This window comes from Streptosporangium sp. NPDC050284, from assembly GCF_044459525.1.
In the GTDB taxonomy this organism is placed as follows: Bacteria; Actinomycetota; Actinomycetes; order Streptosporangiales; family Streptosporangiaceae; genus Streptosporangium.
The window spans coordinates 16,213-30,941 of the sequence record NZ_JBITIZ010000022.1; the positions used below are offsets into that span (position 1 = coordinate 16,213).

12 protein-coding genes are annotated in these 14,729 nt (G+C 71.3%); 6 read left to right on the plus strand and 6 right to left on the minus strand.

Annotated elements, in window-relative coordinates:
* Positions 1–27: 27 nt before the first annotated feature.
* Positions 28–657, minus strand: coding sequence for a TetR/AcrR family transcriptional regulator (locus tag ACIBH4_RS34905; RefSeq protein ID WP_362501014.1), 630 nt, complete (start codon positions 655–657; stop codon positions 28–30).
* Between the two features lie 211 nt (positions 658–868).
* On the opposite strand from ACIBH4_RS34905, the gene ACIBH4_RS34910 reads away from it, so the two are divergent.
* A complete protein-coding gene (locus ACIBH4_RS34910; RefSeq protein ID WP_362763858.1) occupies positions 869–2,296 on the plus strand; it encodes an aldehyde dehydrogenase family protein in 1,428 nt (475 codons plus the stop codon).
* 72 nt (positions 2,297–2,368) lie between these two features.
* Here ACIBH4_RS34910 and ACIBH4_RS34915 read toward each other — a convergent pair whose 3' ends face one another.
* Both ACIBH4_RS34915 and ACIBH4_RS34920 read right to left on the minus strand, forming a co-directional pair.
* Complete coding sequence (locus ACIBH4_RS34915; RefSeq protein WP_362763861.1) at positions 2,369–3,457, minus strand: trypsin-like serine protease; 1,089 nt, start codon at positions 3,455–3,457, stop codon at positions 2,369–2,371.
* A 53-nt stretch (positions 3,458–3,510) separates the two neighbouring features.
* On the minus strand, positions 3,511–4,626 hold the full coding sequence (locus tag ACIBH4_RS34920) for a peptidase (RefSeq protein ID WP_362501020.1): 1,116 nt from the start codon (positions 4,624–4,626) through the stop codon (positions 3,511–3,513).
* A 305-nt stretch (positions 4,627–4,931) separates the two neighbouring features.
* On the opposite strand from ACIBH4_RS34920, the gene dxr reads away from it, so the two are divergent.
* From dxr to ACIBH4_RS34940, 4 genes are all read left to right on the plus strand, one after another.
* Positions 4,932–6,116: a 1-deoxy-D-xylulose-5-phosphate reductoisomerase gene (gene dxr / locus ACIBH4_RS34925; RefSeq protein WP_362501022.1), complete on the plus strand. Its 1,185-nt coding sequence runs from the start codon at positions 4,932–4,934 to the stop codon at positions 6,114–6,116.
* Between the two features lie 35 nt (positions 6,117–6,151).
* Complete coding sequence (gene ispG, locus ACIBH4_RS34930) at positions 6,152–7,321, plus strand: flavodoxin-dependent (E)-4-hydroxy-3-methylbut-2-enyl-diphosphate synthase (protein WP_362763864.1); 1,170 nt, start codon at positions 6,152–6,154, stop codon at positions 7,319–7,321.
* A gap of 476 nt (positions 7,322–7,797) precedes the next feature.
* Positions 7,798–9,453 (plus strand): alpha/beta hydrolase, encoded by a 1,656-nt coding sequence (locus tag ACIBH4_RS34935; RefSeq protein ID WP_362763867.1) that lies wholly within the window; start codon positions 7,798–7,800, stop codon positions 9,451–9,453.
* A gap of 60 nt (positions 9,454–9,513) precedes the next feature.
* Positions 9,514–10,356 (plus strand): GNAT family N-acetyltransferase, encoded by an 843-nt coding sequence (locus ACIBH4_RS34940; RefSeq protein WP_362502204.1) that lies wholly within the window; start codon positions 9,514–9,516, stop codon positions 10,354–10,356.
* Positions 10,357–10,557: 201 nt separating this feature from the next.
* On the opposite strand, the gene ACIBH4_RS34945 is transcribed toward ACIBH4_RS34940, so the two are convergent.
* Both ACIBH4_RS34945 and ACIBH4_RS34950 read right to left on the minus strand, forming a co-directional pair.
* Positions 10,558–10,935, minus strand: coding sequence for a DUF3037 domain-containing protein (locus tag ACIBH4_RS34945; RefSeq protein WP_362501028.1), 378 nt, complete (start codon positions 10,933–10,935; stop codon positions 10,558–10,560).
* Positions 10,932–11,750, minus strand: a complete 819-nt coding sequence (locus ACIBH4_RS34950) for a HipA family kinase (protein WP_362501030.1) — start codon at positions 11,748–11,750, stop codon at positions 10,932–10,934. The genes ACIBH4_RS34945 and ACIBH4_RS34950 overlap by 4 nt, the downstream gene beginning before the upstream one ends.
* Positions 11,751–11,954: 204 nt before the next feature.
* Between ACIBH4_RS34950 and ACIBH4_RS34955 the strand changes: the two genes are divergently transcribed.
* Complete coding sequence (locus tag ACIBH4_RS34955; RefSeq protein ID WP_362763870.1) at positions 11,955–14,009, plus strand: PASTA domain-containing protein; 2,055 nt, start codon at positions 11,955–11,957, stop codon at positions 14,007–14,009.
* Between the two features lie 178 nt (positions 14,010–14,187).
* Here ACIBH4_RS34955 and ACIBH4_RS34960 read toward each other — a convergent pair whose 3' ends face one another.
* A complete protein-coding gene (locus ACIBH4_RS34960) occupies positions 14,188–14,718 on the minus strand; it encodes a TetR family transcriptional regulator (RefSeq protein WP_362501034.1) in 531 nt (176 codons plus the stop codon).
* Between the last annotated feature and the right edge of the window lie 11 nt (positions 14,719–14,729).

Sequence of the window (14,729 nt, forward strand, 5' to 3'; positions counted from 1 at the left end):
GGCCCAGATCGGGGGACGCCGTCGGGGTCAGTCGCGGTCGACGACCAGATAGCGGGAGATGACGGCGTAGGTGACCGTCTCGTAGGTGGCGCTGTCGCGCAGGTGCCCGGCACGTTCCAAGCCGATCGCGCCCTGGGCCGCGGCCCACACGGCGTCGGCGATCTTCCTGGGCTGGGTGGGGACGATGTATCCCGCCGAGATGCAGTCCGCGATCACCCGATCGACGATGTTCAGCGCCGCGCGGGCGAGGGTCCTGGCCCGCTCGCTCGGCACGAAGCCGGGGATCGCGCGCTCGAACATCAGGGCGTAGTAACCGGACTCGTCCAGTGCGGCCTCCCGGTAGACGGGACCCAGCGCGATGAGGTGCTCCAGGGCGTCCTTGCGCGAGGGCACGGCCTCCAGACGGCGCCGGAAGCGCTCGAAGCCTTCCAGGTACAGCGCCTCGGCGAGGCCCTCCTTGCTGCCGAACATGGTGTAGATGACGGTCGTCGAGCATCCCGCCTCGGTGGCGATGCGGCGCATCGAGAGGCTCTCCGGCCCGATGGTGACCAGCAACTGGCTGGCGACGTCGAGCAACCTGGCACGAAGCTCGTCCTGAGATGCCCGCTCACCGACAAGGTAGGCGCCCTGAAGGCCGCGCGGCGCCGAGGAGGTCATGCGCCCACGCCCTTCCGCTCTCATCGTCATCCGGTGACTTAGCCACGGTGAAGATCATTCAAACCGGTGCCTTGTAAGGAATATCCCCGATTACCCCTGTTTTCGTTACAGGGAACGGGCGGGCGGGTTTATGCGGAACGGCGTGCCGTCGTGAGGCTGTTGTGCGGAGTGGAGTAAGGCCGCTCCCACGCCGGTGACATAGCGTCTGGGTATGGACGTGCGCCCCTTCTGGCTCGCCGGACGCTCCGCCAAGGGCGAAACCGAGCTCACCGTGACCAACCCGCACGACGGCCGCGTCGTCGCCGTCTGCTCCGTGCCGACCGACGGCCAGGTCGAGGAGGCCGTGGCCGCCGCGGCGGCCGTGCGGAAACAGGCCGCCGCGCTCCCGATCCACGTACGGGCCGAGGCCCTCGCGCACGTCTCGCGTCGCCTCGCCGAGCGCGCCGGCGAGATCGCCGCCCTGATCACCGCCGAGAACGGCAAACCGATCTTCTGGGCCCGCGGCGAGGTCGGCCGGGCGATCTCCACCTTCAGGTTCGCGGCCGAGGAGGCCCGCCGCCTCGGCGGCGAGACCGTGCGCCTGGACACCGAGGCCGCCTCCGCGGGCCGCCTCGCCTACGTCTCCCGGGTCCCGCACGGCCCGATCCTGGGCATCAGCCCGTTCAACTTCCCGCTCAACCTGGTCGCGCACAAGGTGGCCCCGGCCATCGCCGTCGGTGCCCCGATCGTCCTCAAACCCGCACCGGCGACGCCGGTCTCCTCGCTGGTCCTGGGCGAGATCCTGGCCGAGACCGACCTGCCGGAGGGCATGTTCTCCGTGCTCCCCGTGCCCAACGACCGCGCCGGCGCACTGGTCGAGGACCCACGCCTGCCGGTCGTCTCCTTCACGGGCTCGGCCCCCGTGGGGTACGCGATCATCGACCGGGTCCCGCGCAAGCACGTGACCCTGGAACTCGGCGGCAACGCCGCCGCGGTCGTGCTCGCCGACGCCGACCTCGACTGGGCCGCCTCGCGGATCGCGCTGTTCTCCAACTACCAGGCCGGTCAGAGCTGCATCGCCGTACAGCGGGTGATCGTCGAGGCGTCGGTCCACGACGACTTCGTGGCCCGGCTCGTCCCGGCCGTCGAGGCCCTGGTCACCGGTGACCCCGCCGACGAGAAGACGCAGGTCGGCCCCCTCGTGTCGGCCGAGGCCGCCGAGCGCGTGGAGCAGTGGGTCGGCGAGGCCGTCTCCGCGGGCGCCCGCCTGCTGACCGGCGGCACCCGCGACGGCGCCACGTTCGCGCCGACCGTGCTCGCCGACGTGCCGGCCGACGCCAAGGTCTCCCGCGAGGAGGTCTTCGGCCCGGTGATGGTCGTCCAGAAGGTGTCCGGTGTGGACGAGGCGTTCGCCGCGGTCAACGACTCCAGGTACGGCCTGCAGGCAGGGGTGTTCACCCGCAACCTCGACCACGCCTTCCGCGCCAACCGGGAGCTGGAGGTCGGCGGTGTGATCATCGGTGACGTGCCGTCGTACCGCGCCGACCAGATGCCCTACGGAGGGGTCAAGGACTCGGGGGTCGGCCGCGAGGGACTTCGCTCGGCGATCGCGGACTTCACCTACGAGAAGGTGATGGTCCTCACCGGTCTCACCCTCTGACGGGCCGGGGCCCGGCTCTCGGCGCCGTCGAACCGACCTTGCGGCGCTCTCGGCGCGGCCTCCGCGTCGAGGTCACGACGCGGAGGCCGTGGCGTAGAGGGCCTTGGCCGAGTCACCGAAGTAGGGGCCGTACATGGTGCGGCGGTCGTCGCTGTACTTGAAACTGCTGACCGAGACGATCGTGCCCCGGCCGGTGGAGGCGTCGAAGCCGCTCATCCAGGGCCCTCCGCTGGATCCGGCGGTCATGTCGCAGCGCATGCCCTGGTCTCGGGTCTGCCCGTTCGGGTCGTCGCGGAGCGGGCCCGCGCAGTAGACCAGGTGCTCGCCGTCGTAGGGTGCGTCGGCGGGAAAGCCGAAACCGCTCGCGAGGCGCCCCCTGGGAACGCCGAAGGCGATGTCCTGGCCGCCGACGACGTCGCCGAGGTGCCTGCCGCCGCTGGTGGCGACCGCCACCATGCCGATGTCGTGGCTGTCGTCGCCCTCACGCGACCAGGGGCCCGCGACGAACATGCGGCGTGCGGTGTACTGCCCGTACGGGCGGCGGCCCTGGCTGTAGCCGGGGACGAAGGTCCAGTTGTCGGCCCAGGCGCCGGTGCCGTCCTTGACGCAGTGGCCGGCGGTCACCACCAGATCCTTGTTGGCGCTCCTGACCGAGCTCGCCGAGCACACGAAGTCGCTGCCCTTGATGGTGAGAAAGACTCGCCCCGTGGTGCGTGCCACCGCCCCGCCGGAGGTCCACCGGGCGCCCGCGGTGCGGGACACGGCGCCGTGCGAACTCTGGCGGGAGGCGACCCCTCGGCCGGCGGCAGAGAGCCGCCCGAGCGTTCCGGTGACCTTGTCGAGCCGGTCGAAGGGGGTCGCGGAGGCCATCCGGCGAGGGGTCCAGTAGCCGAGCAGACGCTCCCGCTCCGACGCGGTGGGAGCGGGCGCGTGCTCGGCGACGTCCGTCATGCCGGACGTCGCGACCGTCGTGGGTTTTCCCGCCGTCTCCGTCGTCCCGGCTTCCCCCGTCGTCTTCACGGAGGGGTGGGCGGGGGACTTCGCGGACCGTTTCCCGAACTCGGTGACCGCCTGCCAGGTGGCCGTCGCGCCGGCCGCCGGGGCGCTCAGCGACCCGGCGAGGAGCGAGGCGGCCGCAAGCAGGGGGAGGCTTGAGGTCATGAAACCCGAGTTTGCACTACGTGTGGTGTTCCTGTGATTACTTTTGGTCAATATCAGGGGGTGCCGGTGGTCTGGGCCGCCTCGTAGACGGCCCGCGCCTCGGCTCCGAAGTAGGGGCCGAACATCCAGCCCTCGGCGAAGCCGTACTTGAAGCTGTTCACCGAGTTCAGGGTGCCGAGGCCGGTGCTCTCGTTGAAGTCGAGGAACCAGGGCCCGCCGCTCGACCCGCCGGTCATGTCGCAGTTCAGCCCGATGTCGCGGGACATCAGGAAGTCGTCGAACGCACGCCCGGCGCAGTAGACCAGCTTGGAACCGTCGTACGGGGCGGCGGCCGGGTAGCCGAAGGAGTGCATCTGCCGGCGTCGCGCCTGGTTGAAGGAGACGCCCTGGCCGCCGACCACGTCGGTCAGCGATTTGCCGTTCAGCGGGGCCACCACGGCCGAGGCCACGTCGTAGTTGATGTCCTCGCTGTTGTTCCACTGCGGGGTGGTGTAGAGGGTGGTCGCCACCCACGTGCCGTGGGGCCGGTCGCCGTTCTGGTAGCCGGGCACGAAGACCCAGTTGCCGTGGAAGGCGCCGCCCATCCTCACGCAGTGCCCCGCTGTGATCACGGTGCTCTTGTTCTCGCTGGTCACCGCGCTCGCCGAGCATGAGGCGTTGCGGCCCTGGTAGGTGAAGAACACCCGGCCCGCGGTCTTGGCGATCGCCCCGCGACGGGTCCACGCCGCGCCGGTGGAGGGGCGGGCCGCCGCCGAGCCCTTGGTGACCGTGACGGCGTCGCCGTCGGGCTCGGTCGCGGGGACGGAGACGGGGTCGGCCGCGGTCTGGGCCGCGATCGCCCCCGCGGTGAGCCGGGCGCCGTCCTTCTCGGGGACGAGGGCGGCGAGCGGCTTGGCCGCCTCCATCTTCGCCTCGGTCCAGTAGCGCTGGACGGTCTGCTGCTCCTTCCTGGTGTCGGCCGCCTCCTCCTCGACCGGCTGGGGAACGGCCCGCGCCGGGGTGACGCCGCCCCCGCTCCTGCCCGCCGCGCCCGCTGTGGCACCCGCCGGGGTGTCCAGCCTGGCATCCACCGTGGCATCCACGGTGGCGCCGTGCGCGACCGTCGCGGAGAGCAGTGTGCTTCCCGCGATGGCGGTGAGAATAGGGACGAATCGTGCCGTGCGCCGCATATGTACCTCCCGAGGGCCTGTCGCTGTTCCGGGAAGCTAGTGCGCTGTACGTACGCATTTCTCAGGCTTTACAACTATTGATATGACGAAATTCGGACTTAAATACTGCCTTTTATCGCGTGTTCCACGGCTAACAGTTTTTCGCCGTGATCCTGCCTGATCACCACTGACGTACGCCGATCCGGATTGATCAATCCCGGTACGGCCGATTCGACGATCCCTTGGGGCGTCGGATCGCGGACGGGGGCCGATTCACCCCGGTACGGCCGATTCGACAGCGCGGTCCGAGCCGGGAGAATGGGGCGGTGCAGCCAGACACCGTTCGTTCCGTCGTCCTGCTCGGCTCGACCGGGTCCATCGGGACCCAGTCCCTCGACGTCATCGCCCGCAACCCCGGCAGGTTCCGGGTGGCCGCGCTGGCCGCCTACGGTGGCCGGGTCGATCTGCTGGCCAGGCAGGCGGCCGAGTTCCGGCCCGACGTGGTCGCCGTCGCCGACCCCTCCGCGCTGCCGGAGTTGCGAGAGGCCCTCGCCGCGCACGGGGTGGGCGCGCGGGTGCTGATCGGCCCCGAGGGGGTGGCGGAGGCCGCCGCCTGGCCCGCCGACGTCGTACTCAACGGAATCACCGGGGCTTTGGGGCTGACCTCCACGCTGGCCGCGCTCGAGGCGGGCCGGGTGCTCGCGCTCGCCAACAAGGAGTCGCTGATCGTCGGCGGGCCGCTGGTGAAACGCCTGGCCAAACCCGGCCAGCTGATCCCCGTCGACTCCGAGCACTCCGCGCTGGCCCAGTGCCTGTGGGCGGCGGGCCCCGCCGGCCCCGACGCCTCCGCCGTACGCCGCCTGGTCGTCACCGCGAGCGGCGGGCCGTTCCGCGGCAGGTCGCGCGCGGACCTCGCGGACGTGACCCCCGAGCAGGCCCTCGCACACCCCACCTGGTCGATGGGGCCGGTCATCACGGTGAATTCCGCCACACTCGTCAACAAAGGCCTTGAGGTCATCGAGGCCCACCTGCTCTTCGACATCGGCTTCGACCGCATCGAGGTCGTCGTCCACCCGCAGTCGGTCATCCACTCGATGGTCGAGTTCGTCGACGGCTCGACCATCGCCCAGGCCAGCCCGCCGGACATGCGCCTGCCCATCGCCCTCGCCCTCGGCTGGCCGGAGCGGGTCGCCGACGCCTCCGCCGCGGTCGACTGGACCGCGGCGCACACCTGGACGTTCGAGCCGCTCGACGAGGAGGCCTTCCCCGCCGTCGCGCTGGCCAGGCACGTCGGCGAGGCCGGCGGCACCGCCCCCGCCGTCTACAACGCCGCGAACGAGGTCTGTGTCGAGGCCTTCATGGCCGGGCGCCTGCCGTTCCCCGGCATCGTCGACACCGTGGCGGCGGTGGTCTCCGAGCACGCGGTGACCGAGGCCGCCTCGGTCGCCGAGGTGCTCGACGCCGACTCCTGGGCGAGGATACGGGCACGCGAGCTCACCGGGACTGCCTAGACTGATGAATGTCGTCGACTCTTCAAGGGCTGAAAATGACTTCTGTTGCTCTCGGAATCCCGTCCGTCAGGACCAGGCCGATCGCCGAGCGACGCATATCCCGTCAGATCATGGTCGGCTCCGTCCCCGTGGGCGGGGACGCGCCGGTCTCCGTCCAGTCGATGACCACCACGGTCACCGCCGACGTCAACGCGACGCTCCAGCAGATCGCCGAGCTGACCGCCTCGGGCTGCCAGATCGTGAGGGTCGCCGTCCCCTCCCAGGACGACGCCGACGCGCTGCCGATCATCGCGAGGAAGTCGCAGATCCCGGTGATCGCCGACATCCACTTCCAGCCGAAGTACGTCTTCGCCGCGATCGAGGCGGGCTGCGCGGCGGTCCGGGTGAACCCCGGCAACATCAAGAAGTTCGACGACAAGGTCGGTGAGATCGCCCGAGCGGCGGCCGAGCGCGGCGTGCCGATCAGGATCGGCGTCAACGCCGGTTCGCTCGACCCCCGCCTGCTCCAGAAGTACGGCAAGGCCACCCCCGAGGCGCTGGTGGAGTCGGCGCTCTGGGAGTGCTCGCTGTTCGAGGAGCACGGCTTCCGTGACATCAAGATCTCCGTCAAGCACAACGACCCGGTCGTGATGGTCCAGGCGTATCGCCTGCTCGCCGCCCGGTGCGACTACCCGCTCCACCTCGGCGTCACCGAGGCCGGTCCGGCCTTCCAGGGCACGATCAAGTCCGCGGTCGCCTTCGGCGCCCTGCTTGCCGAGGGCATCGGCGACACCATCCGTGTGTCGCTGTCGGCCCCTCCGGTCGAGGAGGTCAAGGTCGGCAACCAGATCCTGGAGTCGCTCAACCTGCGCGAGCGCGGCCTGGAGATCGTCTCCTGTCCCTCCTGCGGACGCGCCCAGGTCGACGTCTACACCCTCGCCGACCAGGTCCAGGCGGGGCTCGAAGGACTGAAGGTCCCGCTGCGCGTCGCGGTGATGGGCTGCGTCGTCAACGGTCCCGGCGAGGCTCGCGAGGCCGACCTCGGCGTCGCGAGCGGCAACGGCAAGGGCCAGATCTTCGTCAAGGGCGAGGTCATCAAGACCGTCCCCGAGTCGCAGATCGTCGAGACCTTGATCGAGGAGGCCCTGCGCCTCGCGGAGGAGATGGGCGTGGAGGTCGACCTCGACGACGACGCCCCCGGACCCCAGGTCGTCGTCGGAGGCTGACCCCGCATCCCGCACGTGCTCCCGTCCGCCCCGGGGTGACCACCTCCTCGCGGCGGATACAGCCGCCGACCGCGACGGCGCGGCACGTGCGGAGAGCGGGGCAGACGGCCGCCCTGCCGCGAAGTTCCCCTCCGCCCGTCCCCGAAGATCGCGTTCGCGCCGGGGCGGGCGGTTTCCTTTGGCGTTCAGCCCCGCGCCGCCTCGCCTCAAGGCGCGGCCGGAGCTGTGTACTCGCCGGTCTTACGGGCGCCGCACCTCGCCGCACCCGTACCGCGGCGCGGGCGGGTCGCCGCGGCCATCGGGGCCCCGATGGCCGCTGTCGGCGTTCATGGCCCCTCAATCGGGCCGCTTCACCTTCGATCATTACAGTTAGCAATTATCTGACTACACTTTGCCAGGTGTTCGGCTGTGTTCAGGATGACCGTGCCGCGCTCGGGAGACCATCGCCTCTGCCGTATGAGTAGGGGGATCACACAGTGAAGAAGAGGGTCGTCGGGATCGCCGCGAGCATCGCGATGCTGGCCGTGGCGATGGGGGTGCCGCAGGGGGCGGTGGCCCAGGAGAGAAAGGCGAGGGAGGGGCTGGTCTGGGGCTCCTGCGAGGGCGGGGTTCCGGTGACCGGGGTGGTGTCCACCGGAGGGGGGGCCAACCCGATGGAGTGCGCCACCCTGAGGGTGCCGCTCGACTACGCCAACCCGCAGCAGACCATCGGCATCGCCCTGAACCGGATCAGGGGGAGGGCGGTGCACGACCGTCTCGGCGCGCTGCTGGTCAACCCGGGTGGCCCCGGGGCGTCCGGCCGCGACCTGGTCAGGACCGTGGTGGCAGGGCTTCCCGACGGCCTGGCCGACCGGTTCGACGTGATCGGGTTCGACCCGCGCGGGGTGGGGGCGAGCGATCCCGCGCTGAAGTGCGTCGATCCCAAGAAGTACTACGAGGCGCCGCGTCCCGACCAGGTGCCGGTCACCAGGCGCGACGAGAACGTGCTGATCGGCCGGGCCCGCAGGTACGCCGAGGCGTGCGGCGAGCGCTGGAGTTGGATGCTGCCGCACATGACCACCGAGAACTCCGCCAGGGACATGGACGTGATCAGGGCGGCCCTCGGCGAGTCGAAGATCAGCTTCCTCGGTTACTCGTACGGGACCTATCTCGGGGCCGTCTACGCGACGCTCTTCCCGGACCGGCTCAGGCGGCTCGTCCTGGACAGCGTGGTCGATCCGCGCGGCATCTGGTATCGCTCCAACCTCGACCAGAGCGTCGCCTTCCAGGACAGGCACGAGGACTTCCTGAAGTGGGTCGCCCGCCACAACCCGGTCTACCGGCTCGGTGCCACGGAGAAGGCGGTCTCCTTCGCCTGGGACGCCATGCGGGCCCGGCTGGGCGGCCGCCCAGCCGGAGGGGTGGTCGGTCCGAGCGAGCTCGACGACGTCTACACCCTGGGCGGCTATTCCGACGTCATCTGGCCGCAGCTGGCCAAGGCATTCTCCGCCTACGTCAAGAAGGGGGAGGCGACTCCTCTGGTCAACGCCTACCGCAAGCACGCGGTGAACGACGACAAGGACGAGAACAACTACGCGGTCTATCTCGCGGTGCAGTGCCGCGACGCCGTCTGGCCGCGCGACTGGGCACACTGGCGGACCGACATGACCAGGGTCCACGCCAGGGCGCCCTTCCTCACCTGGCCCAACGCCTGGTACAACGCGCCGTGCGCGTTCTGGCCCCAGCCGGCCGGGACTCCGGTACGGATTCACGACGACGCCAAGCTGCCGCCGGTCCTGTTGATCCAGGGGCAGCGCGACGCCGCCACCCCGTACGCCGGGGCGGTGCGGATGCGCGCTCTGTTCCCCCGCTCCCGGCTGCTGGCCGTGCCCGGCGGCAACCACGGGATCGCGCTCAACGGGAACGCCTGCGTCGACCGGCGCCTCGCCGCCTACCTCAGGGACGGCACCCTTCCCGGCACCCGTCAGACCTCGGCCCCTGACGCCCGCTGTCCGGGAGTCCCCGCCCCCGTGCCGGTGGCCGCTCCCGCGCCCGTCCGCGTCCCCGCCGGTCACGCGGCAGGTCGCGTGGCGGGGCACATGGTTGGGAACACGGTGAGGCACTCGGTGGAAAGAGATGGCCAAAGCAGGTAGATGAGAGGCTCTGTGTTGGTTCCTGCCAAAATCGAGGGGGTCGCGTAGGCTGAGCACGTGATGCTGCGCACAACGGCGTCGCGCGTGCTCGACGACAACGATCGAGACGAGGTCCTGGCGCTTCTCGACACCGATCCCGTCGGCAATGTCTTCGTCGCCTCCAGGGTCCGTTCGGTCGGGCTCAATCCGGCCAGGCTCGGTGGCCAGATGTGGGGGTTCGGGCCGCGCGGCGGCCTGACCTCCATCTGTTACGCCGGGGCGAACCTGGTTCCGGTCAACGCCGGTACGGACGCCGTCCACGCCTTCGCCGATCGTGCGCGCAAGCAGGGCCGCCGCTGCTCCTCGATCGTCGGCCCCGCGGACGCGGTGGAGTTGCTCTGGGAGCGGCTGGAGCCGCACTGGGGGGCTGCCCGCGCGATCCGCTGGGCGCAGCCGGTCATGGTGATCGCCGAGCCGTCGCCGGTACCCGCCGACCCGCTGGTGCGGCGCGTCCGGCCCGACGAGTTCGACATCCTGCTCCCGGCCTGTGTGGCGATGTTCACCGAGGAGGTGGGCGTCTCCCCCGAGGCGGGGGACGGTGGCGCCCTCTACCGCTCCAGGGTCGCCGAGCTGATCAGGATCGGCAGGTCCTACGCCCGCATCGAGGGCGGCAGGGTCGTCTTCAAGGCCGAGATCGGCGCGGTGACGCCGCACGCCTGCCAGATCCAGGGTGTCTGGGTCCACCCCGACCTGCGCGGCCGCGGCCACGCGGTGGCGGGGATGGCCGCGGTGGTCAAGCACGCGCTCGACTACTTCGCGCCGGTGGTCTCGCTGTACGTCAACGACTACAACGCCCCCGCCAGGGCCGCCTACCGCAGGGCGGGTTTCGTCGAGGTCGGCACCTTCATGTCCGTGCTCTTCTGAAACCCGCCCCCGGACACGTCCGTGCTCTCCCAAGACCGCCCTCTGTTTTCCGAGGCCGGACCATCTGGGCCGCCCCAGGGGCGCCCGGCCGGGCCGGAATGTGGCGATCACGTCGGCGAGCGGCGCCGATCTCCCGAGGGCGGGCGACCCGGGCGGCCTCGAACCAACGTCGAACCTCCGGGGCCGGACATCTCGGGCCGGTCAGGGGCTGCGGACCAGCCGGGTCACGAGGCGCTCCAGCTCCGTCTCCGGGTCCTCGGTGAGGCCGGCGTGGACCGGGCCGGTCTGCACGATCGTGCTGCGCGGGGCGGTCAGCCAGCGAAAGCGGCTACCCAGCGGCTCCTTGGTCAGGGGCCCCGAGTCGCTGCCGCAGGAGCGCTGGTAGGCGCCGAGGGCGTGCCGTACCCCTTCGAGGTCGACGCTGTCGTCGAGGGCGCGCAGGCGCGCCTCGTCCAGCTCCACCCGGGCGCACAGGTAGCCGCGGGGCTGGCAGTAGAGCAGCACCCCGGCGTTGATCAGCTCGCCGCGTTCCACGCGGGGGACGACCCGGATGATCGCGTACTCGTAGACGTCCTTCACCGGTTGTCCCTCCAGAACGCGCCCACCGAGCCGGTCTTCCTCTCCTGGTCCTGTCCCGCCTCCTGGGCCGCGGGCCCCGGCAGCCAGGTGCGCGGCCCCTGGGCGCGGGCCAGCAGATGCTCGACGTACGCCTGCCGCACCGCCTGCGCCCCGTCGAACCCCGGTTCGTCCTCCAGCCACTCGTCGGGAACCTCGTCCACCACCCCGTCGAGCAGGTCCCTGGTGATCATCTCACTGAACTCGGCGTCGGCCTCGGGTATCAGGGTGGCGAAGGGCGCCATCACGTGGTCGCTCGCGTCGAAGTCGCGCAGCGGGTTGGCCGAGGGCCAGTTGTGGTGGAACCAGAGCGCGGCGCCGTGGTCGATGAGCCAGGTGTCGCCGTGCCACAGGAGCAGGTTCGGGTTGCGCCAGCTGCGGTCCACGTTGTGGATCAGCGCGTCGAACCAGAGCAGGCGGGAGGCGAACCCGGGCTCGGGGGGCCAGGCGAGTGGCTCGAAGCCCAGCGCGCCCGGCAGGAAGTCGACCGCCAGGTTGTTGCCCTCGCTCGCCCTGAGCAGGTCCTGGATCTCCTCGTCGGGCTCGCGGGCGCCGAGCTGCGGATCGACGTCGATCACCTTCAGCTCGGGTGTACGGAACCCCAGACGCCGGGCCAGCCCGGCGGCCACGATCTCCGCGACGAGGACCCGGCGGCCCTGCCCCGCGCCGCGGAACTTCACGACGTGGGTGCCGAGGTCGTCCGCCTCCATGATCCCGGGCAGCGAGCCACCCTCACGCAGAGGTGTCACATAACGGGTGGCTTTGATCGCTTCAAGCACCTCGCCAGGCTACCGGCTGGTCCGCGGAGCGACATGGCGGGCAGGGAGAATAAAGGCGGCTGCGTATTCGGGGGATGTGTTGTGTCTTGCCCTGACCTGAGCATCACATGAGTGTCACGGTGAGGAAGACAAGACCTTCATCCCCGTTGACTGTCGGCGATGCTTCTTCTTGAGTGAGAAGGGTGGCGGCGAGGGGAGGCTCGCGTGCCGTATGCGCAGCCGCTCAAAACGGGGGATCCGGCACGGCTCGGTGAGTACGAGATCATCGGGCGTCTCGGAGAGGGTGGGCAGGGGGTGGTCTATGTCGGGGTGCGCCCCGGCACCGGCTCCGAGCCCTACGCGGTCAAGCTTCTGCACGGTTCGGTGGGGGAGGATCCCGACGTCTTCCTGCGCGAGGTCGAGCTGGCGAAGCAGGTCGCCAGGTTCTGCACGGCCCAGGTGATCGACGCCGGGCTGGACGGCGACCGGCCCTACATCGTCAGCGAGTACGTCGACGGCCCGTCGCTGCACCGCGAGGTCGCGGTGAGCGGGCCCCGCGAGGGAGGCAGGCTGGAGCGCCTGGCCATCGGCACGGCGACCGCGCTGGCGGCCATCCACCGGGCCGGGATCGTGCACCGCGACTTCAAGCCTCAGAACGTGCTGCTCGGTCCCGACGGGCCAAGGGTGATCGACTTCGGGCTGGCCAGGGCGCTGGACGCCGCGGCCACCCAGAGCGGGCGCGGCGCGGGCACCCCCGCCTACATGGCGCCCGAGCAGGTGGAGGGCGCCGAGATCGATCCGGCGGCCGACGTCTTCGCCTGGGGGGCCACGGTGTGCTTCGCCGCCAACGCCCAGGCGCCCTTCGGACAGGACTCGATCGCGGCCGTGCTGAACCGGATTCTCACCGCGGCCCCGCAACTGGGCCGTCTCGACGGGCTGCTCGGCGCGCTGGTGGTCGACTGCCTGGACAAGAATCCCCGCAACCGCCCCACCAGCCGGGAGTTGCTGCTCGCGCTGCTCGGCGACGACGGGGGCCGCTCGGTGGTCGGGTCCCGGTTGTCGCCGGTGCCGGGGTTCCCGGCCGTGCTCGGCGGGCCTGACGCCTCTGGCCCCTCGGGGTGGTCCGGTCTCACGGGCGCTTCCGGCCGATGGAGCGTCTCCGGGTCCGCCCGGCGGGCCGGGGCCGGCCGGTCCGGCGAATCGGGCGGTGCGTCCTCGGCGGGCGCGAGGTCCGGCGGGCGCGCGTTCCCCGCGGAGGGTGAGAAGTTCGACGAGCCCCGGACTCATCCGGGGCGTGCGGCGACCAGGGCCTCGGTCGCGGTCTCCGGCGCGCTGCTCGTCAGTGCCGCCGTGCTGGTGGGGGTGCTGGTTCCTGCACTGAGCGGTGTGGCGCCGGGAGGCGCGTCCGCGCCGCCGATCGTCCCCGTGGTGGAGGCCACGGCCCAGGGCGGCACCACGTCGCACGAGGGCAGGGCGAGCGCTCCGATCAAACCTCTCCCGGTCGTGCCGACCGTCCCTGCCGGGCCCCCGCGCGCGGAGGGCGTCAAATCCTCCCCGCTGTCGCCCCCCGCCGCCACGGTGGTCGTGCCCGCGCTCATCGGGCTGGATCGTTCCGAGGCGGCGCGCCTGATCAAACGGGCCGGACTGGTCGCGGGGGCCGTGAAGGCGGTCGACTCGGGCCGGCCGCTCGGGGAGGTGCTCGCGAGCAGCCCGGCGCCGGGGACGGCCCTGCCGAAGAAGGGCAGGGTCGATCTGCAGGTCTCCGGTGGCACCCAGGTGCCCACGCTGGTCGGTCTCGCCAGGGGAGGCGCCGAGGCGGCGCTCGCCCAGGCCGGGCTGGTCTCCGGCGGGGTCAGCACACGCTGCTCGGACCAGCCGGCCGGGCGGGTGCTCGCGAGCACTCCCGGTGCGGGCAGGCGCGTCTCTCCGGGGAGCGCGGTGGCGCTCGTCGTCTCCAGGCACGGTGTTCCGGTGCCGCCGGTCACCGGTCAGGGCGCGACCGACGCCTCCAACACCCTCGGCGGGGCGGGTTTCGCGGTGCGCACGCGGGCGCGTCTGGTCACCAACGAGGCCCAGGACGGAGTGGTGCTGGCGCAGAGCGTGGCGGCCGGCACCTGCGCGAGACCAGGCGCGACGATCGTGCTCACGGTCGGGGTCGAGGCGCAGAGCGGTCCGGGCCCGGGACCGGGACCTGGGCCGGACCCGGGGGAGACCATCGAGCCCCCCGACCCCACGGTCCCGCCGACGTCCGTTCCCGGGGAGGCGGCTCCTTCCGGGTGAGGCGCTCCTTCGGCCCGATACACCTGAGGGCCGGTCGAACGCGGTGAGGGTTCGCCGTCCCGGCCCGATGTGAGGGGACCGGGGTGGCGGGACCTTCGGAGGCAGGCGTGGAGAGTTCAGCGCCGTCCAGCGTGGTCACGCCCGGGAGGAGCCGCGTGCGGCGCCGTGCCCGGGGTGTTCACAGGGAGGCGAGGACGGTGGCGAGGAGGGTCTTCCTGACCTCCTCCTGGGGGAGGTCGATCGTCTTGATCACCGACTGGAGCGAGCCGAGTGTGGCCCACGCCCAGACCTGGCGGGCGGGGTCGGGGTCGGGTCCGGCCAGACGGTCGTAGATCGCGTCGCGGAAGGCGCGGATGGCCTCGCCGGGGGAGCCGGGAGGCGCGTCGTCGGCGCAGTGGATGTCCTCCATGATGAGCCGGATGATCGCCCGATGCCTCACCGTGAAGGTCACCAGGGCCTCGACGAAGGCGCGGTCGTCGGTGAAGTCGTCCTCGATCAGAGCCACGATGTCCTGGCCCGCGGGTGCGATCAGCTCTGTGGCCAGACGGTCCTTGGGATGGAAGTGGTAGGCGACGGCCGTCTTCGTCAGGCCGACGACGGAGGCGATGTCGGCCAGCGAGGTCGCGGCGTAACCGCGCTCGGCGAACAGTTGACGGGCGGCGTCGAGAATTCGCTCCCGCGTTTCGTGCCCGTGCTCAGGTGTGGTCATCGTCTCAGTCC

What these genes read in the sequence shown, in the direction of transcription:
- ACIBH4_RS34905 (WP_362501014.1), bottom strand. Translation starts at nt 657, where the DNA reads ATGACCTCCTCGGCGCCGCGCGGCCTTCAGGGCGCCTACCTTGTCGGT.
- ispG (WP_362763864.1), top strand. Translation starts at nt 6,152, where the DNA reads ATGACTTCTGTTGCTCTCGGAATCCCGTCCGTCAGGACCAGGCCGATC.
- ACIBH4_RS34940 (WP_362502204.1), top strand. Translation starts at nt 9,514, where the DNA reads ATGCTGCGCACAACGGCGTCGCGCGTGCTCGACGACAACGATCGAGAC.
- ACIBH4_RS34920 (WP_362501020.1), bottom strand. Translation starts at nt 4,626, where the DNA reads ATGCGGCGCACGGCACGATTCGTCCCTATTCTCACCGCCATCGCGGGA.
- ACIBH4_RS34915 (WP_362763861.1), bottom strand. Translation starts at nt 3,457, where the DNA reads ATGACCTCAAGCCTCCCCCTGCTTGCGGCCGCCTCGCTCCTCGCCGGG.
- ACIBH4_RS34960 (WP_362501034.1), bottom strand. Translation starts at nt 14,718, where the DNA reads ATGACCACACCTGAGCACGGGCACGAAACGCGGGAGCGAATTCTCGAC.
- ACIBH4_RS34910 (WP_362763858.1), top strand. Translation starts at nt 869, where the DNA reads ATGGACGTGCGCCCCTTCTGGCTCGCCGGACGCTCCGCCAAGGGCGAA.